At 66.8% G+C, this 19,497-nt stretch carries 16 protein-coding genes; 5 read left to right on the forward strand and 11 right to left on the reverse strand.

Annotated elements, in window-relative coordinates:
• Window positions 1-44: 44 nt before the first annotated feature.
• From ACM0PB_RS18940 to gap, 8 genes are all read right to left on the reverse strand, one after another.
• Window positions 45-1,187, reverse strand: coding sequence for a hypothetical protein (locus ACM0PB_RS18940; RefSeq protein ID WP_005418859.1), 1,143 nt, complete (start codon window positions 1,185-1,187; stop codon window positions 45-47).
• Window positions 1,188-1,316: 129 nt separating this feature from the next.
• The gene (locus ACM0PB_RS18945) at window positions 1,317-2,321 is read right to left on the reverse strand and encodes a class I fructose-bisphosphate aldolase (RefSeq protein ID WP_005418861.1); all 1,005 of its coding nucleotides are present in this window, start codon (window positions 2,319-2,321) and stop codon (window positions 1,317-1,319) included.
• 196 nt (window positions 2,322-2,517) lie between these two features.
• Complete coding sequence (pyk, locus tag ACM0PB_RS18950; RefSeq protein ID WP_414604611.1) at window positions 2,518-3,984, reverse strand: pyruvate kinase; 1,467 nt, start codon at window positions 3,982-3,984, stop codon at window positions 2,518-2,520.
• A gap of 178 nt (window positions 3,985-4,162) precedes the next feature.
• Window positions 4,163-4,816, reverse strand: a complete 654-nt coding sequence (locus ACM0PB_RS18955; RefSeq protein WP_065179512.1) for an HAD hydrolase-like protein — start codon at window positions 4,814-4,816, stop codon at window positions 4,163-4,165.
• A complete protein-coding gene (locus ACM0PB_RS18960; protein WP_065185302.1) occupies window positions 4,813-5,988 on the reverse strand; it encodes a phosphoglycerate kinase in 1,176 nt (391 codons plus the stop codon). The genes ACM0PB_RS18955 and ACM0PB_RS18960 overlap by 4 nt, the downstream gene beginning before the upstream one ends.
• Window positions 5,989-6,637: 649 nt before the next feature.
• Window positions 6,638-8,014, reverse strand: coding sequence for a DUF3999 domain-containing protein (locus ACM0PB_RS18965; protein ID WP_065197135.1), 1,377 nt, complete (start codon window positions 8,012-8,014; stop codon window positions 6,638-6,640).
• A complete protein-coding gene (locus tag ACM0PB_RS18970) occupies window positions 8,011-10,683 on the reverse strand; it encodes a DUF2339 domain-containing protein (protein WP_065197136.1) in 2,673 nt (890 codons plus the stop codon). Before ACM0PB_RS18970 ends, ACM0PB_RS18965 begins: the two co-directional genes overlap by 4 nt.
• A 125-nt stretch (window positions 10,684-10,808) precedes the next feature.
• The gene (gene gap / locus ACM0PB_RS18975; protein WP_005418885.1) at window positions 10,809-11,813 is read right to left on the reverse strand and encodes a type I glyceraldehyde-3-phosphate dehydrogenase; all 1,005 of its coding nucleotides are present in this window, start codon (window positions 11,811-11,813) and stop codon (window positions 10,809-10,811) included.
• Between the two features lie 192 nt (window positions 11,814-12,005).
• Between gap and ACM0PB_RS18980 the strand changes: the two genes are divergently transcribed.
• From ACM0PB_RS18980 to ACM0PB_RS18990, 3 genes are all read left to right on the forward strand, one after another.
• The gene (locus tag ACM0PB_RS18980; RefSeq protein WP_005418891.1) at window positions 12,006-12,635 is read left to right on the forward strand and encodes an OmpW/AlkL family protein; all 630 of its coding nucleotides are present in this window, start codon (window positions 12,006-12,008) and stop codon (window positions 12,633-12,635) included.
• A gap of 315 nt (window positions 12,636-12,950) precedes the next feature.
• The gene (locus ACM0PB_RS18985) at window positions 12,951-13,769 is read left to right on the forward strand and encodes a S1/P1 nuclease (RefSeq protein WP_065185306.1); all 819 of its coding nucleotides are present in this window, start codon (window positions 12,951-12,953) and stop codon (window positions 13,767-13,769) included.
• Between the two features lie 11 nt (window positions 13,770-13,780).
• The gene (locus ACM0PB_RS18990) at window positions 13,781-14,581 is read left to right on the forward strand and encodes an MBL fold metallo-hydrolase (protein ID WP_065179072.1); all 801 of its coding nucleotides are present in this window, start codon (window positions 13,781-13,783) and stop codon (window positions 14,579-14,581) included.
• A gap of 53 nt (window positions 14,582-14,634) precedes the next feature.
• Here ACM0PB_RS18990 and ACM0PB_RS18995 read toward each other — a convergent pair whose 3' ends face one another.
• The 3 genes from ACM0PB_RS18995 to ACM0PB_RS19005 are packed head-to-tail and all read right to left on the reverse strand — an operon-like array spanning window position 14,635 to window position 16,755.
• Window positions 14,635-15,198, reverse strand: coding sequence for a hypothetical protein (locus tag ACM0PB_RS18995; RefSeq protein ID WP_065179073.1), 564 nt, complete (start codon window positions 15,196-15,198; stop codon window positions 14,635-14,637).
• Window positions 15,195-16,397 carry a M56 family metallopeptidase gene (locus ACM0PB_RS19000; RefSeq protein WP_065179074.1) on the reverse strand — a complete coding sequence of 401 codons (1,203 nt, stop codon included), beginning with the start codon at window positions 16,395-16,397 and terminating at the stop codon, window positions 15,195-15,197. Before ACM0PB_RS19000 ends, ACM0PB_RS18995 begins: the two co-directional genes overlap by 4 nt.
• A complete protein-coding gene (locus ACM0PB_RS19005; RefSeq protein ID WP_065179075.1) occupies window positions 16,390-16,755 on the reverse strand; it encodes a BlaI/MecI/CopY family transcriptional regulator in 366 nt (121 codons plus the stop codon). Before ACM0PB_RS19005 ends, ACM0PB_RS19000 begins: the two co-directional genes overlap by 8 nt.
• A 118-nt stretch (window positions 16,756-16,873) precedes the next feature.
• Here ACM0PB_RS19005 and ACM0PB_RS19010 point away from each other — a divergent pair, with 118 nt between their 5' ends.
• Together ACM0PB_RS19010 and ACM0PB_RS19015 are read left to right on the forward strand one after the other, a co-directional pair.
• Complete coding sequence (locus ACM0PB_RS19010) at window positions 16,874-17,431, forward strand: flavin reductase family protein (protein WP_065179076.1); 558 nt, start codon at window positions 16,874-16,876, stop codon at window positions 17,429-17,431.
• A gap of 34 nt (window positions 17,432-17,465) precedes the next feature.
• Entirely contained in the window at window positions 17,466-19,418 is a 1,953-nt protein-coding gene (locus ACM0PB_RS19015) for an acetyl-CoA hydrolase/transferase C-terminal domain-containing protein (protein WP_065179077.1), read from the forward strand.
• Window positions 19,419-19,497 lie beyond the last annotated feature (79 nt).

Here is a 19,497-nt window from a genome sequence, read left to right on the forward strand (position 1 = left end):
TCCGTTGCAGCGTAGTGCTCTTCCACGCACGGCGTGGATCACACTCAGCGACTGGAGGCTTCCACCGCGGCGGCATCATCGGCCACGGCGGCTGCATCGGCTGCGGCACGTGCCGCCGAGGCTGCGGCCCCGTCGGCGCTCGCGCCATCCACCTGCACGCGCACTTCCACCATGCCTGCGCCATTGTTCAGGCTGGACACATCGACGGTGTAGTGACCGGCCGGCAGGGTTTCTTCCAGGCGTGAATTGGTACCGTTGCCGCCGTCGTCGTCGGTCAGCTCGACATCGCCGCCAACCACGCGCAGCAGGGTATCGACCTGGCTGGAGATCGCATCCAGGCGCACATCGGCCGGGCGGTCCAGGGACAGCAGGAAGCGGCGGCGGCCATCGTTGTCGAGCATCGTGTACACGCTCCCCGACTTCGGCAGCGCCGTACCATCGCGCTCGACCAGATTGCCGGGCAGCTCGATGCGGGTGGCCGACAGGGTGAACATGCCGCTGACGCCGTCGCCCAGGCCACGCGCGGTCAGGGTGTACTTGCCCGGCTTCAGCGACAGGGTCAGGCGCGAGTTGGTGCTGTCACCGCCGTCGTCATTCTCGGCATCCACGCCCTGGCCCGACAGCTTCAGCACTGGATCGAAGACCTCCGACACCAGGCGGATCTCGTACAGGCCGGCCTTGTCCACCTGCAGGGTGTAGTCCTGGGAACCACCGGCCAGCATGTCGACGATCTCGCCGCTGCCCGCCAGCGGCTTGCCGTCGTACGGCACCAGCTTCTCGGCACGCAGGCGGTACGGACCATAGTCGGTCGAGCCGTTGGCGTTGACCGCCACCTGGTAGATGCCGCCACCGTTGGCACGGAAGGCCAGCGAGACGTCGCCTTCGCGCTCGTAGCCGGTGTTGCTGCTGGCCACCAGGCTGCCGTTGTTGAACACGGCAATCGAGCCACTCAACGAACCGGTCAGCTTCAGTCCGACCAGTTGCTTGTCTTCCAGCTTGATCTGGTAGAGCTGGTGGTGGCTGCCGTCGTTGTAGTTGATGCCGCTGCGCGAGGTGATCTCGCCGGATACCGGCTTGTCGAAATCGAGCGACGCGGCCTTGCCCGCATCCGCGCCGCCGCCGATGCGGTTGCAACCGCCGGCGACCAGGACCGTGGCTACGGCCAGTGTGATTGCTGCCAAACGCATGTTGTTTCTCCTTGGCCTTCCATGTGGTTCCCACGCACCGGCCAGGCGCATGGGGGCGGAAAAGATACCCGCAAAAGCAAACGCCGGCGTGATGCCGGCGCTGCCTTGTTCATCCAGCGATGGGACGGATCAACCGTTCCACTTGCCCAGCGCCGCCAGGCCGTTGTCCCTGGCGCGCTCGTACACGGTCTTCTGGGCAGCAGCGTAGTTGCCCTTCATGTCCTTGGCCCACAGCTTCAACGCGGCCTGCTGCATGGCGCGGCCGTAGGAGAAGCTCAGCGGCCACGGCAGGTTGCCCAGCTGGTTCATCGCGTTCAGGTGCTCGGTGGACTGCTCGTCGCTCTGGCCACCGGACAGGAACACGACGCCCGGCAGGATCGCCGGCACGGTGCTCTTCAGGCACATCACGGTCGACTCGGCCACTTCCTCGACGTCGGCCTGCTCATCGCAGCCCTTGCCGGAGATGACCATCGACGCCTTCAGGATGGTGCCTTCCAGCAGCACGTTCTGCTGATACAGGGCGTCGAACAGCGAACGCAGGGTGGCTTCGGTGACTTCGTAGCAGGTCTCGATGTCATGATCGCCGTCCATGATCACTTCCGGCTCGACCATCGGCACCAGGCCGCATTCCTGGCACAGCGCTGCATAGCGGGCCAGCGCATGGGCGTTGGATTCGATGCAGGTACCCGACGGGATGCTCTCGCCGATGTTGATGACTGCACGCCACTTGGCGAAGCGCGCGCCCAGCTTGTAGTACTCCTGCAGGCGCTCACGCAGGCCATCGAGGCCTTCGGTCACCAGCTCGCCCGGGCAGCCGGCCAGCGGGTGCGCACCCTTGTCCACCTTGATGCCCGGAATCATGCCGTGGTCGGCCATGTACTTGGCGAACGGCACGCCGTCCTTGGTCGACTGGCGGATGGTTTCGTCAAACAGGATGGCGCCGGAAATGTGCTCGTTGAGCTTCGGCGTGGTCAGCAGCAGCTCGCGGTAGGCGCGACGGTTCTCCTCGGTGTTCTCGATACCGACGCCGGCGAAACGCTTGGCGATGGTAGCGGTGGATTCGTCGATCGCGATGATGCCCTTGCCCGGGGCGACCATGGCCTGGGCGGTTTCAGCCAGCTGTTCGATGCTCATGTATTTCCTGTGGCGGGTGCGGGAAAAACACAAGTATAGCCCCGCGGCCCGTTGCCTCGCCGTGGAGGACAGGATGGAAACGCTTCCAATGTCCGCACCGGACACGCCGTGTCCTGCCGTCGGGGGTCAGGGCCCCTGCGGGATCTGACCCCGGGGTCGGATCCACAACGCGGCGCCGGCCCCAGGGCAGCACTACTTACAGGTCGCCCAGGCCGATGGCGCGGCCGTCCTCACCCACTTCCAGCAGGCGCAGGGTATTGGTGGCACCGTGGGTTTCCATGTGCTCGCCACTGGTGAACACGACGCGATCACCGGCCTGCAGCAGTTCCGATTCCACCAGCAGGCGGATGCTGCCGCGCGCGGCTTCACGCGGGGTCAGGCCGCGGCTGTCGAAGTTGATCGGGAACACATCGCGCATCAGCGCCATCTGCCGGCGCGCACCGTCATGGCGGGTCACCGCGAACACCGGCGCCTTGGCCCTGAAACGCGACAGGTAACGTGCGGTGCCACCGGATTCGGTCATCGCCACGATCGCGCGCACGCCCACGTGCTGCGACAGGAACATGGTGGCCATGGCAATCGCCTGGTCGGCACGTTCCAGGTTGCGCGGCGACGCGTTGAAGTCGGTCTCGGTCTGGAACTGGCGCTCGGCACCCAGGCAGATGCGTGCCATCGCCTCCACGGCCTTGACCGGGTAGGCGCCAGCGGCAGTTTCCGCCGACAGCATCACTGCGTCGGTGCCGTCGATGACCGAGTTGGCCACGTCCAGTACTTCGGCGCGGGTCGGGATCGGGGTTTCCACCATCGACTGCAGCATCTGCGTGGCGGTGATCACCACCTTGTTCTGCGCCAGCGAGGCCTTGATGATCTTCTTCTGCAGGCCCGGCAGCTCGGCATCGCCGATTTCCACGCCCAGGTCGCCACGGGCGACCATCACCACGTCGCTGGCCTCGACGATTTCTTCCAGGTTCTCGATTGCCTCGGTGCGCTCGATCTTCGACACCAGCGCGGCATCACAGCCGTGCGAACGGGCGATGTCGCGCGCATCGTTCATGTCCTGCGCATTGCGGCAGAACGACACGGCGATGAAGTCCACGCCAATCTTGGCAACGATGCCGATCAGCTCCTTGTCGCGCTCGGTCAGCGCACCCAGCGAGAGGCCGCCGCCCTGCTTGTTCAGGCCCTTGCGGTCGGACAACACACCATCGTTGAGCACGGTGTTGACGATACGGTCGCCCTGTACTTCCACCACCTGCAACTGCATCAGGCCGTCGTCGAGCAGCAGCACATCACCCGGGCCGACGTCCTGCGGCAGGCCGAGGTAGCTCACGCCCACCTCGCTGGCAGTGCCCGGGCCGGCGTTCTCGCTGGCGATCAGGTCGAAGCGGTCGCCCGCCTTCAGCTGCACCTTGCCTTCGGCGAAGCGCTCGATGCGGATCTTCGGGCCCGGCAGGTCGGCCAGGATGCCCACTTCCACGCCCACGCGGGCCGCAGCGGCACGCACTTCGGCGGCACGCTTGGCCTGGCCGGACGGATCGCCATGGCTGAAGTTCAGGCGCACCACGTTGACGCCGGCGCGGAACAGATCCTCCAGCACGCCCGGCGGGTCAGTGGCCGGACCGAGGGTGGCAAGGATCTTGGTGCGACGCTGACGCTCGAACATGGTGGATGGGCCTCTCCCGATAAAGAACGGAAATTAGCACATCCTTCACGCCGCATGTATACGGTTACAGCCTTGTGCCGCCTGACTTCGCGGGTCATGGAACGGACATCATCCGGACATACGCTGGCGCAGGGGGGCGGTTCTGTGGAGCCGAGCATGGGCTCGGCTCCACAGGAAGCTAGGCCAGCAGCGCTTCCAGCTGCGCCGGCTCACGTGCCAGCTGGCTGGCACCGGCTTCGGTCAATTCCGCCTCTCCGCCAAAGCCCCACAGCACGCCGACACTACGCAGGCCGTGGTGGCGCGCGCCTTCGATGTCCATGCGCCGGTCGCCGATCATCCAGCACTGTGCAGGCTGCACCTGCAGCCGGCGCAGTGCCTCGCCGACCAGTTCCGGCTTGTGGCTGCGCGAGCCATCCAGGGTTGAACCGACGATCTCCTCGAACAGCCCACCGAACGGCAGGTGGGCGAGGATGCGGCGCGCGTGCGGCTCGTTCTTGGCGGTGACCACCGCCAGCCGGTGTCCACGGCCATGCAGCGTGCGCAGCGTGCCTTCCACCTGCGGGTACACCGTGTGCTCGCGCCAGCCTTCGACGTCGAAGCGCTCCCGGTAGTAGCCCACGGCCTGTTCCACCCGCGCCGGTTCGACGAACAACGGCGCGAAGGTGGTGCGCAGCGAAGGACCGATCCAGCCCAGCAGGGTTTCCTGCGGCGGCACCGGATGGTCCATCTTCTGCAGCGCATAGGCGATGCAGGCGGTGATGCCCACCTGCGAATCGATCAGCGTGCCGTCAAGATCGAAGAACAGCACATCCTTGCCGCGCTCGGCGCTCATGCGCCGCGCGCGTCGAGTGCGGCGACAGCCGGCAGGGTCTTGCCTTCCAGGAATTCCAGGAACGCACCACCACCAGTGGAGATGTAGCTGACGTCGCCGGCGATATCGAACTTGTCGACTGCGGCCAGGGTGTCGCCACCGCCGGCGATGGAGAACGCCTTCGAGCTGGCGATCGCGCGGGCCAGCGCTTCGGTGCCCTTGCTGAAGGACTCGAACTCGAACACGCCGACCGGGCCGTTCCAGACCACGGTGCCGGCCTTCTCGATCAGCTGCGCGTACTGCGCGGCGGTCTGCGGGCCGATGTCCAGGATCAGGTCGTCTTCGGCAACGGCATCGACCGCCTTCACTTCCGCGGCAGCGTCGGGCAGGAACTGCTTGGCGGTGACCACGTCAACCGGCAGCGGAATGTCGGCGCCGCGTGCCTTGGCATCGGCCACGATCTTCTTCGCGGTATCCAGCAGGTCCGGCTCGTACAGGGACTTGCCGACGTTGTAGCCAGCTGCGGCGATGAAGGTGTTGGCGATGCCGCCACCGACGATCAGCTGGTCGACCTTGCCAACCAGATTGGCCAGCAACTCCAGCTTGGTGCTGACCTTGCTGCCGGCGACGATGGCCAGCAGCGGCTTGGCCGGTGCATCCAGCGCCTGCGCCAGCGCGTCCAGCTCGGCCATCAGCAGCGGGCCACCGGCCGCGACCGGTGCGAAGCGGATGACACCATGGGTGGAGGCCTGCGCACGGTGCGCGGTACCGAAGGCATCCATCACGAACACGTCGCACAGGGCGGCGTACTTCTTCGACAGGGCCTCGTCGTCCTTGCCCTCGCCGACGTTCATGCGGCAGTTTTCCAGCAGCACCAGCTGGCCCGGCTGCACGTCGACGCCGTCGACCCAGTCGCGCACCAGTGGAACTTCGCGGCCCAGCAGCTCGGACAGGCGCTGGGCGACCGGTGCCAGCGAATCGGCCTCGCTCCACACGCCTTCCTTCGGGCGCCCCAGGTGCGAGGTGACCATCACCGCCGCGCCCTGCTCCAGCGCGCGCTTGAGCGTCGGCAACGAAGCGGTGATGCGCTGTTCGGAGGTGATGCGGCCATTCTCGATCGGCACGTTCAGATCCTGGCGGATCAGCACGCGCTTGCCGGAGAGGTCGAGGTCGGTCATGCGGACAATGGACATGGGCAACTCTTTGGCTCGGGGACGGGATGCCGGTCTGCGGCAGACGGCCATTGTATCGGGTGCGGCTGGTGGGAGGGCCGATGCCTGCGGCAGGCAGAGGCGCAGGGCAAATGCAACAGCAACAGCAACGGCCAAAGCGCTGGCGCTTCGTGGTGCTGTGAGTGGGCCGGGGTGGTGTGGGCTGGCAGGGGACGCCGTGAATCCATCCCTGGAGGCTTGGCAGCCGCATCCATGCGGCTGACACCCCTGCCAGCCCACACCGCCCCGGCCTCGACAGGCACCTGAGGTGATGCAGATGGCAAAGGCAAAAGCGGTTTCTGGTGTCGGAGAAAAATGTAGAGCCGAGCCCGTGCTCGGCTGGGTCTATCGCGAACAGCAGCCGAGCATGGGCTCGGCTCTACAAAGAGCGCCCTGCCAAGCAGCTTTTGCTCTCCTTTTTTTCTTTCCGTGGGTGGACGCACACGGAAATTGTCAGAGGCCGGGCGGGGTGGGTTCGCGGGGGTGCCAGCCGCATGGATGCGGCTGCCAAGCCTACAAGGACGTACTTGCGGCGTCCCCCACGAACCCACCCCGCCCGGCCAAGCGCGGCTTTTGCTTTTGCTTTGCACGACCAACCCCACCCACGAGGGGCTGCGCCGTTCGCTGGAACCTATTCCGAAGGCGCAGGCTTCTGCCGAAGCAGGCTGAGCGCCAGGCCACCCACCACCAGTACGCCCAGGCCCAGCAACGCCCACAGCAACCACGATTTCCAATCGCGCTGCGGCTTCAGCGCCGCATCGCCGGCCAGCGGCTCCGGGCTGCCTTCCAGGCGCGCCAGTGTTGGCTGCCACGAAGGATCGTTGCGCTGCCGAAGTTCCTCGATCAGCACCCCGATCGGCGCGTCCGTGCGGCGCGCGGTCGCGCTGCCCACCGCCAGTGCGTAGGGCGCCGCACCCTGGCTCAGGAACACCAGCACTTCCGGCTGGTAACCCAGGCGCAGCGTCGGCGCGGTGGCGGTTTCCGCCGGATTCGCCACCAGTTTCCAGTAGCGGTCGCGGTGCACCCCGCCCAGCGGCTGTGCCGCCGACTGCTGGCGCTGGCCCTGCGTGCCCTGCTGCACCTGGTAGGCGATCCACGGCGCGCTGCGACGTTGCCATTCCGCACTCTCGTCATCGCGGCTGAACAGCGTCCATTGCACCAGGCTGTTATCGGTGCTGGCGACATCGGCACGTGCCACCGGGAACCGGCCATCCATCTCGAAGGTGTACTCGCCCTTGCCCGACGACGTCGGCTCCAGCGACAGCCATTCCCAGGGCAGCGTGGCCGGAGCTGGCGGCAGTTCCGCCAGTACGCCGCGCAGGGTCGGCAGGCGCGAGTCGCCCTGCGCCAGGATGCGCAGGTAGCGTGCAGCGCCGTCCACCTGCAGGCGGCGCTGCAGCAGGCGCTTGCCGGCGCGCTGCAGATCCACCAGCGGCACGTCGCGGCCAATCGATCGCCAGTGCTGCAGGTCGTCACTGGCATCCAGCTGCACCTGCACCTGCAGCGGCTGGCCGCTGTCGTTCCAGTCCAGCACCAGTGCCGCCAGCGGCTGCTGATCGAGCATGCTGGCGTCGATCAGCCAGCCGCCCTGCCCGCTCGACCCTGCCCCGCCACCCACCCGCGCTTCGACCCGGCGCACGCGCCCATCGGTATCACGCTCGGTCAGCAGCTGCAGGTCGTTGCGCTGTGCATCGGCCAGCGGCGGCAGCACGAACCACGGCAGTTCACGCTGCACCGGCGACTGCGCCAGCGGCTGGTCCGGCGCCAGCAGTGCCGACGGCAACAACTGGCTGGCCGCGTTGAACACTTGCAGATCGCTGAGATCGGCGGTCACGGCACGGCGGTAGATCGCCGGCTCCAGCACGATACGGTAGGCACCGGACTGCGCACTGGACAATGTGAGCGGCCATTGCTCGGCATACTGCGTGCGGTAATCAGCCGCCTGTACCACGACGGCGGCCAGCATGCCGAACATCGCCGGCAGCAGCGCCCTGCTCCACTTCCTCATTGCGTTTCCTCCACGGTCGGCGCCGCGCTTGGCGGTGCCGGTGCCAGATAACCCACGACCGTGCACAGCAGGCCGTAGGCGATGAACGATGCGATGCCCAGCAGGTTGCCCAGGTGCTGGCGATCGACAATAACCAGCTTGGCCAGCACCACGCCCATCAGCACGGCACCGACCATCCACAACACACGCTGGCTGCGACGCGAACCCCACACCCAGGCAATCACACCCAGCACGCTCCACAACACGGTCAGGCTGGTCTGCGCCAGGCTGAAGCGCATCATCGAGGCATTCCACGCCAGTCCACCCCATTGGTGCACGCCATGCAGCACCAGGCTGGTCAACGCGAGGAAGGCCGCCAGTGCCAGCAGCGGCATGCGGATGTTCAGCAATGCCTGCGGTGCCTCACTGCCGTACAGCCAGCGCGCCAGCAGCAGCAGGCTCAGCCACTGGCCGATCTCGGCCGGATTCAGCACCGGCAGCCACAGCAGCGGTGCGGCGTCGCCCGGCAGCAGCTGGCCCAGCAGCCAACCGATCGCCAGCAGGCCGAACAGCACGCACTGCAGCGGGACGCGCGCGCTGTCGAATGCCGCGCCCAGCGGCCAGCGCAATGCGTTCCAGCGCCACAGCGACAGCGCCGCCATCAGCAGCCACGGCAAGGTCACCAGCAGGGTCGTCCAACCCTGCGCCAGGCCGGCCTCGCCACTACCCCACAAGGCCAGCAACGAAAGCAGCGACGGCCACAGCAGCCACCACAGGAACTGCGCGATGCGGGCCACGGTATCGCCGCCTTGGCGCAGGCACAGCAGGGTACGCACGCCCAGTACCGCGAACACCGCCCAGGCCAGCGCGCCGTGGCCGGCGAATGGCTGGTGGTGTGCATCGCTCTGCATCAGGGCCAGCGGGAAGCCCAGCGCGAGCATGGCCAGCGCGGTCACGCCCAGCGCACGCGCCGGCTGGCGACGCTGCGCTTCGGCCGCCAGCCAGGCAGTGACCGCGGCCAGCACCAGCAACGCGTCCACTTCGGTGCGGTACGGGAAGAAGCGGGTGATCTCATGGACCAGGCCGCCCAGCCACCACAGCAGGCCCCACAGGTAATACACCAGTGCGACCTCATGACGCGGCCTGCGCTGGTAGCTCCACGCCGACGCGAAGCCGGCCAGGGCCAGCAACAGCGCGCCAACGGCGGTCGGGTTGATCAGGAAGCGCAGGTCTTCGTGCCAGTGGTCGCCACCGGCAACGAAGGCGAATGCGGCGCCGATCTGCAGCAACGCGCCGGAGACCTGCGGCAGCCACCGCTTCTGGCGCAGCCCCAACCACGCCAGGCCAGCGCCTTCCAGTGCAAACACGGCGCCCGTGGCGCGCGCCGACAATGCCAGCGGCACCGCCAGCGTGGCGAAACCCACCGCGAGCACGGCATGCGACTGCGCCAGCACGGTGTACGACGCACGTGCGATCAGCGCCCGGGCCAACACCGCGTAGATCGCCGCCAGGCCCAGCGCGCACAGTGCCAGCGTCATCGGTTGCGCGTGCAGCATGCCTGCCTGCAGCGAGAACGCGACCAGCGGCGTGCCGAACACCAGGCTGCCATCGATCAGGTCGCGCCGGCCGGCCGGCTGGCGACGCGCGTACAGCAGCGGAATCAGCAGGTAGAACACGAAGAACAGCGCCAGGAACGGCTCAGTGCTGCTGAACTTGTCCGGTGCGTACTGCAGCACGCCCCAGAAGGTGCCGATGCCGAAGGTGAAGGCGAAGCCCAGCAGGTTCAGCGCGCGCCACGGGCGGAACCAGGCGATGGCGAAGATGCCCGCATTGAGCACGGCGTAATAGCTGAACAGCCCCACGTGGTTGCCACTGCCGGTGGACAGCCACAGCGGTGCCATGAAGCCGGCCAGGATGCCCAGTACGGCCAGCGTGCGCGAGTTCTGCACCACCGCCAGCACGCACAGCCCGGCCACAAGTGCGATCGAACTGGCAAAGGCAAAGGCCGGCGGAATCAGGTCGAAGCGCTTGAACGCCGCGAAGATGGTCAGCAGCAGTACGCCGATGGCACCGCCCTGCAGCGCCAGGGCAAACAGCCGCCGGCGTTCACGCTGGTGCCAACCGAAGGCCAGCAGGCCCAGCGCAGCCGCGGTGATGCCGGCAAGGCGCAGTTCGATCGGCAGCACCAGCCAGCCCTGGTCGCTGACGTACTTCAGCAGCGCTGCGACACCGGCCAGCAGCACCAGCATGCCGATCTTGACCGGCACGTTGCCTTCGGTGAACCAGCGCTTGACCGCACCGATGCCACGCTCGATGACATTGGGCAGTTCCGGTTCGGAAGGCAGCGGCGGCTGCACCGGCACCGGCGGCACCGGCGGTGGCGCAGCAGGACGGGGGACAGGCACCTCGGTGGGCGTTGCTTCGCGCACCGGTGGCTGCGGGGGCTGAGGCGCAGCAGCAGCGGCGGCCGGCCGCAGGAACGGTGGATCGGCGCTGGCAGCAGGTGCGGCCACAGGCCGTTCAGGCGCGGGTGCGGTGGCGGCCGGCCTGACGGCGGCCGGCGCGGCGGCCATCGCGCTTTCCAGCGCAGCGACGCGGCGGCGCAGGCCGGCAATCATCACCAGCGCGACCACCAGCAACAGCGGAATGGCCAGAAGAACCAGTACGACCAGGGCTATCAGTGCTTCCATTGCGTGCTTCCAATGCGATCCCGCGCCCCAGCGGCGGCGGTCGACCGCCCCATGCTACGACAGGGTGGGTCCCATAAACGACGAACCCCGGCCAGGCCGGGGTCCGTCTGCGATCTACACCGGCCTTACTTGGCGGCGATGACCTTGGCCATTTCCAGGCACTTGTTGGAGTAGCCCCACTCGTTGTCGTACCAGGTCACCAGCTTGACGAAGGTGCCGTCCAGGGCGATGCCGGCGTCGGCGTCGAACACCGAGGTGCAGGTCTCGCCGCGGAAATCGGTGGCCACGACCTTGTCTTCGGTGTAGCCGAGGATGCCCTTCAGCGCGCCTTCGCTCTGTGCCTTCACTTCAGCGCAGATCTCGGCGTAGGTGGCTTCCTTCTCCAGCTCGACGGTCAGGTCGACCACCGACACGTCCGAGGTCGGGACGCGGAAGCTCATGCCGGTCAGCTTCTTGTTCAGTTCCGGGATGACCACGCCGACGGCCTTGGCCGCACCGGTGGACGAGGGAATGATGTTTTCCAGGATGCCACGGCCGCCGCGCCAGTCCTTGTTGGACGGGCCATCGACGGTCTTCTGGGTGGCGGTGGCCGCATGCACGGTGGTCATCAGGCCGCGCTTGATGCCCCACTTGTCATTGATGACCTTGGCCAGCGGAGCCAGGCAGTTGGTGGTGCACGACGCGTTGGAGATGATTGCCTGGCCAGCATAGGTCTTGTCGTTCACGCCGAACACGAACATCGGCGTGTCGTCCTTCGACGGGGCCGACATGATGACCTTCCTGGCGCCGGCATCGATGTGCTTCTGCGCGGTTTCCTTGGTCAGGAACAGGCCGGTGGCTTCCAGCACCACGTCGGCGCCGACCTCGTCCCACTTCAGGTTGGCCGGGTCGCGTTCCTGGGTCAGGCGGATCTTCTTGCCGTTGACCAGCAGGTCGTTGCCCTGCACCGCTACGTCGGCCTTGAAGCGGCCGTGCACGGAGTCGTACTTGAGCATGTAGGCCAGGTAATCCGGCTCCAGCAGATCGTTGATGGCCACGATTTCGATGTCGTCGCCGAAGTTCAGCACCGCCGAGCGCAGGACGTTACGCCCGATGCGACCGAAACCGTTGATACCAACCTTGATTGCCATTTCTCAAGCTCCTGCAGCCGCGACGGGTGCGGCGGGATGGATAGGGCCCACAAGTCTAGCAGGCCGGGGCTGGCCACCGTGGGCCAGGCCGGGCCGCCAGCAGGTCGGCGGACAGGATTTGATCCGGATCAAAGCGTTAGCGCGGCGTGAGGCCGAGACTGTCGCCATCCACCCAGCAACGAGAACACCCCCATGCGCAAGACCTCCTCCCTGATCGTGGCCAGCCTGGCCGCCGCCCTGTCCCTCGCCGCCGCCCCGGCCATGGCCCAGTCCAAGGGCGACTGGACCGTTTCGGCCGGCGTGCACCAGGTGGCGCCGAAGTCGAACAACGGCTGGCTGGCCGGCGGCACCCTGAAGGTCGACGTCGACAACGACGTCAAGCCGACCATCACCGGCGAGTACTTCATCGCCGACAACCTGGGCATCGAAGTGCTGGCCGCGCTGCCGTTCAAGCACGACATCAACATCAACGGCCTGGGCCGCGTCGGCAGCACCAAGCAGCTGCCGCCGGTGGTGACCCTGCAGTACCACTTCAACAGCAAGGGCAAGGTGTCGCCGTTCGTCGGTGCAGGTGTGAACTACACCACCTTCTTCAGCGAAGATACCACCGGTGCATTGGCCGGCAGCAAGCTGAAGCTGCAGGATTCGTGGGGCCTGGCCGCGCATGCGGGCATCGATTTCGCGATCGGCGAGAAGGGCGCCCTGCGCGTGGACATGCGCTGGATCGACATCGACAGCAAGGTGAAGTTGAACGGCGAGAAGATCGGCACGGTCAATATCGATCCGCTGGTCTACGGCGCTTCGTACGTCTTCAAGTTCTAAAGCGGTGTGTTGAGTGCGGGGGGCTTCGCCCCCCCGCTCCCCCGCTATACGCAAAACCCTCGCAGCATGTTGCCCCGGTGATTGCCGGGGCTTTTTTGTGCCTGGGACTGAAGCGGTTCCGGAGCTGGGGCGAGGCGGGGAGCAGAGCCTGTACATCCGAGGCGTAATGGTTGCCTGCAATTGCAAAAGGCGGATTTTGATCCTGCATTTGTTCTTGATGTTGCCTTTGACGTTTGCATCCGCCTCCGCAGCCATGTTGGATGGGGCTGCAGGGGCAGGCGCTCTTCAATCCACCTACCCCGCTAGAATATGTGCATGAAAGCCCTGCACTCCCTGTTCCTCGCCGCCACCCTGGTGCCGGCCCTGCTGTCCGTCTCCGCCCCCGCCCATGCCTGGGGCGCGCAAGGCCACCGCCTGGTTGCCGAAGTCGCCGACGCCCGCCTCAACCCCGCCGCCCGCGCCGAAGTGGACCGCCTGCTGGCCACCGAAGCGGACGCCACCCTGGCCAGCATCGCGCCGTGGGCCGACCAGCTGCGCGCCAAGGACCCCGGCCTGGGCCGTCGTTCGGCCGGCTGGCACTACGTCAACATCGCCGAAGACGACTGCCATTACGAAGCACCGAAGCACTGCAGGAACGGCAACTGCATCGTCGAGGCCCTGAAAGCACAGAGCGCCATCCTGGGCGACCGCAGCCTGACCGATGGCGAGCGCCTGCAGGCACTGAAGTTCGTCGTGCACCTGGTCGGCGACATCCACCAGCCGATGCATGCCGGTTACGCTCATGACAAGGGCGGCAACGATTTCCAGCTGCAGTTCGGCAACCGCGGTACCAACCTGCACTCGCTGTGGGACAGCGGCATGCTCAACACCCGCAAGCTGGACGACGCCGGCTACCTGCCGCTGCTGCAGAGCCAGCGCGCGCCGAAGCTGGCGCGCCAGTCCAACCCGCAGCGCGACCCACAGACCTGGGCCGAGGCCAGCTGCCGCATTTCCATGCAAGCTGGCGTTTATCCGGCCACGCGTAAAATCGGTGACGAATACACCGAGCGCTACCGGCCGCTGGCCGAAGCGCAGCTGCGACTGGCCGGCGAGAACCTGGCGCAGTTGCTGAACCGCGTGCTCGGCACGCGCTGAGGAGAATTCCGATGCCGGTCCAGGTGCAGTCGTTCTTCCACCGTGACAGCAATACCTTCAGCTACCTGGTCAGCGATCCGGCCAGCAGTGAGGCGGCGCTGATCGACCCGGTCCTGGACTACGACCCGGACACCGACGCCAGCAGCGAATCACCGCTGCGCGGGGCATTGCAGGCCATCGAACAGCAGGACCTTCAGCTGCGCTGGCTGCTGGAAACCCATGCCCATGCGGACCATGTGTCGGCCGGGCGCCGGCTCAAGCAGCGCTTCCCGCACGCCACGCTGGCCATCGGTGAAGGCATCCGCGCGGTGCAGGCCACGTTCGCGCCGCGCTATGGCCTGCAGCTTCCGGCCGCCGATGAGATCTTCGATCACCTGTTCAGCGACGGCGAAACCTTTGCCATTGGCGAGCTGCAAGGACAGGTGATCGCCGTGCCCGGCCACACCAGCGACAGCATCGCCTACCTGATCGGCGATGCGCTGTTCACCGGTGACTCGCTGTTCATGCCCGACGGCGGCACCGCACGCTGCGATTTCCCGGGTGGCGATGCCGCGCAGCTGTACCGCTCGATCCAGCGCCTGCTGGCGCTGCCCGATACCACCCGGGTTTTCGTCTGCCACGACTACGGCCCGGGGGGCCGTGATTTCGCCAACGAAACCACCATCGGTGAACAGCGCGCGCACAACATCCACGTGCATGACGGCGTGGCCGAGGCAGAGTTCGTCAGCGTGCGCCAGGCCCGCGATGCCACGCTGGAAGAACCGAAGCTGATGCAACCGGCGGTGAAGGCCAACATCCAGGGAGGGGCCTGACGTACGCCGGGCAGAGCCCGGCGCCATCGGTTTCCATCACGGACCGCGAGCGTTCATTTTCCCCGCGTGCGCACCACATGCTGGCCCTTCACGATCTCGAAGGTGAAGGCGTACTGCAGGGTGACCGCCACCGGCTCGACCCGTTCGGCGCCCCGGCAGTCACCGCGGTCGGCAGGCACCTTGCCAGCCGCGAAGTGGCAGACCGCTGCGGACGAGTACTTCCACATCGCCACGGCCTCCTGCGCAGCCTGCAGCAGGGGCGCATTCTCGCCCGCAGCACCTGCCGCGCACTCCGGGCGATCGGTCAATGGCAGGCTGCGCTCGACGACGCCGTTGGCATCAACCACCACCTGCAGGCAGATCGTGGTCGGCGCCAGTTCCGCACGCGGGTCACGATCGCCGACCTCCGGGGCCGGTGCCGCGTACAACTGCGGCATCCGGTAGCCCTCGGTCGCACCCAGCGAATATGCCTGCAACTGCCCACTGCCACCGCCCGCCTGCGGCTGCAGTCGCTGGTGGCCGACATTCTCGCTGCGGGTGTGCACGGTGGCCAGCCGTTCCTGGCTCGCACACCCCATCATCAGCGCCGCCACCACGAGCAGCGGCGCGGACTTCACTGGGCGTCCTCGCTGTTGTCCATCGCAAAGGTGATCGGAATCTTCACTGCGCCTGCCACCGGCTTGCCGTTCTTCATCGCCGGCCGATAGGTCCAGCTGCGCGCTGCGGTGATCGACACCGCGTCGAACACGCCCGGATTGGTGGCACTGAGCACCCTGACATCGGTGGGTTGGCCGCTGGCATCCACTTCCACGCGCAGGTTCACCACGCCCACCTGGCGCTCCTCGACCGCGGATTTCGGATAGGAAGGCGGTGGCATCTTGACGACCTGGATCTCCCGATCCATGACCGCCGCTGCCGGGCGGCCAGCCATCGCATCGCCCTGGCTGGCCCACGCTACTGCGCCCATTCCCAGGCACAACCCGACGACCAGCACCTGCCCCGATACCCACGGCAATGCCTTCCGCTTGGACTGCTTCAACATGGCGATACGCTCCTTCAACACGGGTTGGCTGCGCCAATGGCAGACCGCTGGCGCAACCGGGTGGACCAGCTGCGCCTTCAGCAGCGTGCTGGCGTAAAGCCCGCGCAGCGCAGGCTGCGGGGCGATGGTGCGGGCATCGCAGGCCAGTTCCTGGTCGCGCAGGAAGCAGCGTGCAGCCCAGAGCACCAGCGGGTGGAACCAGAACACCGCACGCATAAGCAGCAACGCACCATTGGCCCAGTGATCGCCATTGCGGCGGTGGCTGCGCTCGTGCTGCAGGATCAGCCCCTGTTCCTGTGCGCTGAACTGTTGATCGAAGTCCGGGCCAACCACGATTCGCGGCCGCCACAGGCCAACCAGTGCTGGCAGGCCTGGGTCACCACTGGCCTGCCAGCTGCCATCGGCGCGCGGCTTCAGCTGGCCCATGCGCCGTTCGAAGCGACGCTGCGCGCGCAGGTCGCGCAACAGGCAGGCACCTGCACCCGTCGCCCACAGCGCCAGCAACAGCCCACCCCATGGCAGCGACGGCCGGCTCAGCGCATCGATGGCACCGGGCATCACTTTCAGCGGCAACGTCGGTACCTGCTGCAACAGCGCAACCTGCGGCAGCGGCAGCATCAGCGCCAACAGCAGCATCGGCAGCAACCACCAGCTGCGATAGGCCAGTCCAACGCCACCCAGCCGCAGCAGCAACGGACGCAGCACAGCCAGCATGATCACGCCTGCCGCCAGCCACAGGCTGGCCTGCCATAGTCCGCCGAGCAGCTCAGTCATGATCCAGCTCCTGGATCAGCTTCTTCAGTTCGGCAATGTCCTGCGCGCTCAACTGGCCACGTTCGCTGAAGTGCGCCACCAGCGGTGCCACGCGGCCTTCGAAGACACGGCCGATGAAGTCCCGGCTCTGCGCCTCCACCCACGCCTGACGCTGCAGCAGCGGCCGGTACAGGTAACGCCGGCCATCGCGCTCAGCGGCGATGGCGCCCTTGGTCAGCAGGCGGTTGAGCAGGGTCTTGATGGTCGGCTCGGCCCAGTCGCGGTGAGCCAGCGCAGCCACCACATCATCGGCGCTGCGCGGTGCCTGCTGCCACAGCACCTCCATCACAACGGCTTCGGCTTCGCTGATCGGGATCATTGTTTACATCCGTAATCGATAATCTGATTACGCGCGTAATCGAACCTCCTGTCAAGCCCCTCGACTCCGGATTCATCGGCTTTGCGCCAGCATCGAGCACTCCCGGCCGAGGCTTCGGATGAAAGCGCTTCCCAAGAAGGAATTCCCGGTCGAGCAGGCCCGACGCTTCCTCGAACCCGGCCCGATCGTGCTGGTCAGCACCGCCTGGCGCGGCCAGCGCAACCTGATGACGATGGGCTGGCACATGGTGATGGGCTTCTCGCCGTCGCTGGTCGCCACCTACCTGTGGAATGAAAACCACAGCCATGCACTGGCCGTCGGCAGTGGCGAGTGCGTGATCAACGTACCCGGCGTGGAACTGCTCGATACCGTGGTGGACATCGGCAACTGCAGCGGCCGCGAGGTCGACAAGTTCGCCCGTTTCGGGCTCGATGCGCTGCCCGCGCGCGAGGTCGGTGCGCCGCTGGTCGGGCAATGCCACTCGAACTTCGAATGCCGGTTGTACGACGACAGCCAGGTGGCGTCGAGCAACCTGTTCATCTGGGAGATCGTGCGCGCCCATGTTGCGTCCCGGCCGAAACTGCCGCGCACGGTGCATTACCGCGGCGACGGGCAGTTCATGGTGTCCGGCGTGGAAGTCTCGCGTCGACGGCGGTTCAAGCCCGACATGCTGTAATGCCCGCACTCCCCCGCACGCAGGACCGCCACGCATGACCGAACACCTCACCGACCTGGACGCCGCCGTCGACTGGTTGTTAGCGCGCGTGGACGGGCCGCTGCGGATCGGGGCACCGCTGGCGCTGGGCAAGCCACATCGGCTGCTCAACGCCCTGTATGCGCGCGTCGAGCACGATCCCTCACGGCCGCTGCAGCTGTATACCGCGCTGTCGTTGAATCCGCCGAAGGCGCGTGGCAACGGCCTGGAGGCACGCTTCCTGGCGCCGTTTGCGCAGCGCCACTTCGGCGACGATTTCCCGCGCCTGGCCTATGCCGATGCGATCGCGCGCGACGCGTTGCCAGCGCACGTGCAGGTGGAAGAGTTCTACATGCAGTCCGGCGCCCTGCTCGGTTCGCGGCAGGCGCAATCCAGCTATACCAGCCTGAACTACACCCACGCCGCCGATGCGGTCGCTCAGCGCGCACCGCAGGTGATCGTGCAGAAGGTGGCGATGCGGCCGAATGACCGCCGGCTTTCGCTGTCGTGCAACAACGACATCACCCAGGACACGCTCGATGCGATGACCGCGCGCGGCCTGCCGCGCCCGTTGCTGATCGCCGAGATCGATCCGCAGCTGCCCTACCTGGCCGGCTCGGCGACGGTCGATGTGTCGTTCTTCGATCTGGTGATCACCCCACCGCCACCGTACCCGGCGCTGTTCGGGCTGCCGCGGCAGCCGGTCGGCGATGCCGACTACGCCATCGGCCTGTATGCCAGCACCCTGGTGCGCGACGGCGGCACCCTGCAGATCGGCATCGGCACGCTGGCCGACGCGCTCAGCCATGCGCTGGTGCTGCGCCACACCGACAACGCGCGCTACCGCCGCGTGCTGCATGCACTTGATCCGCAGCTGGCCAGCCACCCGCTGGTGCAGGAGATCGGCGGCGTGGACCCGTTCGAAGTGGGACTGTACGGCTGCAGCGAGATGCTCAACGAGGGCTTCCGCAGGCTGGTGCAGACCGGGGTGATCAAGCGCAAGGTGCACGACGACCTGGCGCTGATGCAACGCATCGAAAATGGCAGCACGCTGTCCATCGACCATGCCACCCTGGCCGCCGAAGGCGAGTACCTGCACGGTGCGTTCTACCTGGGCTCACCGGAGTTCTACGAGTGGCTGCGCACGCTGCCGGAAGACGAATGCCGTGCGATCGGCATGCGCCGCATCAGCGAGATCAACCAGCTGTATGGCGGTAACGAGGCACTGGAGCGCCTGCAGCGCCGCCATGCGCGCTTCTTCAATTCCTGCATGATGGCTACCGCGCTCGGCGCGGCGGTATCGGACGCGCTGGACGATGGACGCGTGGTGTCCGGCGTGGGCGGCCAGTACAACTTCGTGGCGATGGCACATGCCCTGCCGGAAGCGCGCAGCGTGCTGATGTTCCGTGCCGCACGCGATGACAAGGGCCACCGGGAATCGAACGTGCGCTGGAACTACGGCCACACCACCATCCCGCGCCACCTGCGCGACATTTACCTCAACGAGTACGGCATCGCCGATCTGCGCGGCCTGACCGACGAAGACTGCGTGCATGCGATGACCGCGATCACCGAAGCGCCCTTCCAGGGCGATCTGCTGCAGCAGGCACACGCCTCGCGCAAGCTGCTGGCGGCGTCCCAGCCCGACCCGCAGCGCCAGCAGCGCAACACGCCGCAGGCACTGGCCGCGGCACTGGCCCCATTCCGTGCCGATGGCAGCCTGCCGGACTACCCGCTGGGCAGCGATTTCAACGAGATCGAGCAGGTGCTGGTCAAAGCGCTGGCGTGGCTGAAGGCCAACACGCAGACCCGCAGCGACAAGCTGCGCACCGTCTGGGCAGCGCTGCGGCAACCGGCCGGCGACGGCGATGCGGTGTACCTGCAGCGCATGGGCCTGCAGGCACCGAAAGATTTCGCCGAACGCCTGGACGCGCGGCTGCTGCGCCTGGCACTGGCACGCACCGCCTGAAAAAAGGGTACGGCGGGAATCAAGTCGTTTGTGCACATACGACTTGATTCCCTCCGTCCCCTTTTTCTTCCGTCAACGA

The organism is Stenotrophomonas sp. AR029 (genome assembly GCF_047520695.2).
In the GTDB taxonomy this organism is placed as follows: Bacteria; Pseudomonadota; Gammaproteobacteria; order Xanthomonadales; family Xanthomonadaceae; genus Stenotrophomonas; species Stenotrophomonas sepilia.

Coding starts and splice junctions, on each gene's coding strand:
- ACM0PB_RS18960 (WP_065185302.1), bottom strand. CDS start 5,988: ATGTCCATTGTCCGCATGACCGACCTCGACCTCTCCGGCAAGCGCGTG.
- ACM0PB_RS18955 (WP_065179512.1), bottom strand. CDS start 4,816: ATGAGCGCCGAGCGCGGCAAGGATGTGCTGTTCTTCGATCTTGACGGC.
- ACM0PB_RS18980 (WP_005418891.1), top strand. CDS start 12,006: ATGCGCAAGACCTCCTCCCTGATCGTGGCCAGCCTGGCCGCCGCCCTG.
- ACM0PB_RS19000 (WP_065179074.1), bottom strand. CDS start 16,397: ATGACTGAGCTGCTCGGCGGACTATGGCAGGCCAGCCTGTGGCTGGCG.
- gap (WP_005418885.1), bottom strand. CDS start 11,813: ATGGCAATCAAGGTTGGTATCAACGGTTTCGGTCGCATCGGGCGTAAC.
- ACM0PB_RS19010 (WP_065179076.1), top strand. CDS start 16,874: ATGAAAGCGCTTCCCAAGAAGGAATTCCCGGTCGAGCAGGCCCGACGC.
- ACM0PB_RS18940 (WP_005418859.1), bottom strand. CDS start 1,187: ATGCGTTTGGCAGCAATCACACTGGCCGTAGCCACGGTCCTGGTCGCC.
- ACM0PB_RS18965 (WP_065197135.1), bottom strand. CDS start 8,014: ATGAGGAAGTGGAGCAGGGCGCTGCTGCCGGCGATGTTCGGCATGCTG.
- ACM0PB_RS18990 (WP_065179072.1), top strand. CDS start 13,781: ATGCCGGTCCAGGTGCAGTCGTTCTTCCACCGTGACAGCAATACCTTC.
- ACM0PB_RS19015 (WP_065179077.1), top strand. CDS start 17,466: ATGACCGAACACCTCACCGACCTGGACGCCGCCGTCGACTGGTTGTTA.
- ACM0PB_RS19005 (WP_065179075.1), bottom strand. CDS start 16,755: ATGATCCCGATCAGCGAAGCCGAAGCCGTTGTGATGGAGGTGCTGTGG.
- ACM0PB_RS18945 (WP_005418861.1), bottom strand. CDS start 2,321: ATGAGCATCGAACAGCTGGCTGAAACCGCCCAGGCCATGGTCGCCCCG.
- ACM0PB_RS18985 (WP_065185306.1), top strand. CDS start 12,951: ATGAAAGCCCTGCACTCCCTGTTCCTCGCCGCCACCCTGGTGCCGGCC.
- ACM0PB_RS18970 (WP_065197136.1), bottom strand. CDS start 10,683: ATGGAAGCACTGATAGCCCTGGTCGTACTGGTTCTTCTGGCCATTCCG.
- pyk (WP_414604611.1), bottom strand. CDS start 3,984: ATGTTCGAGCGTCAGCGTCGCACCAAGATCCTTGCCACCCTCGGTCCG.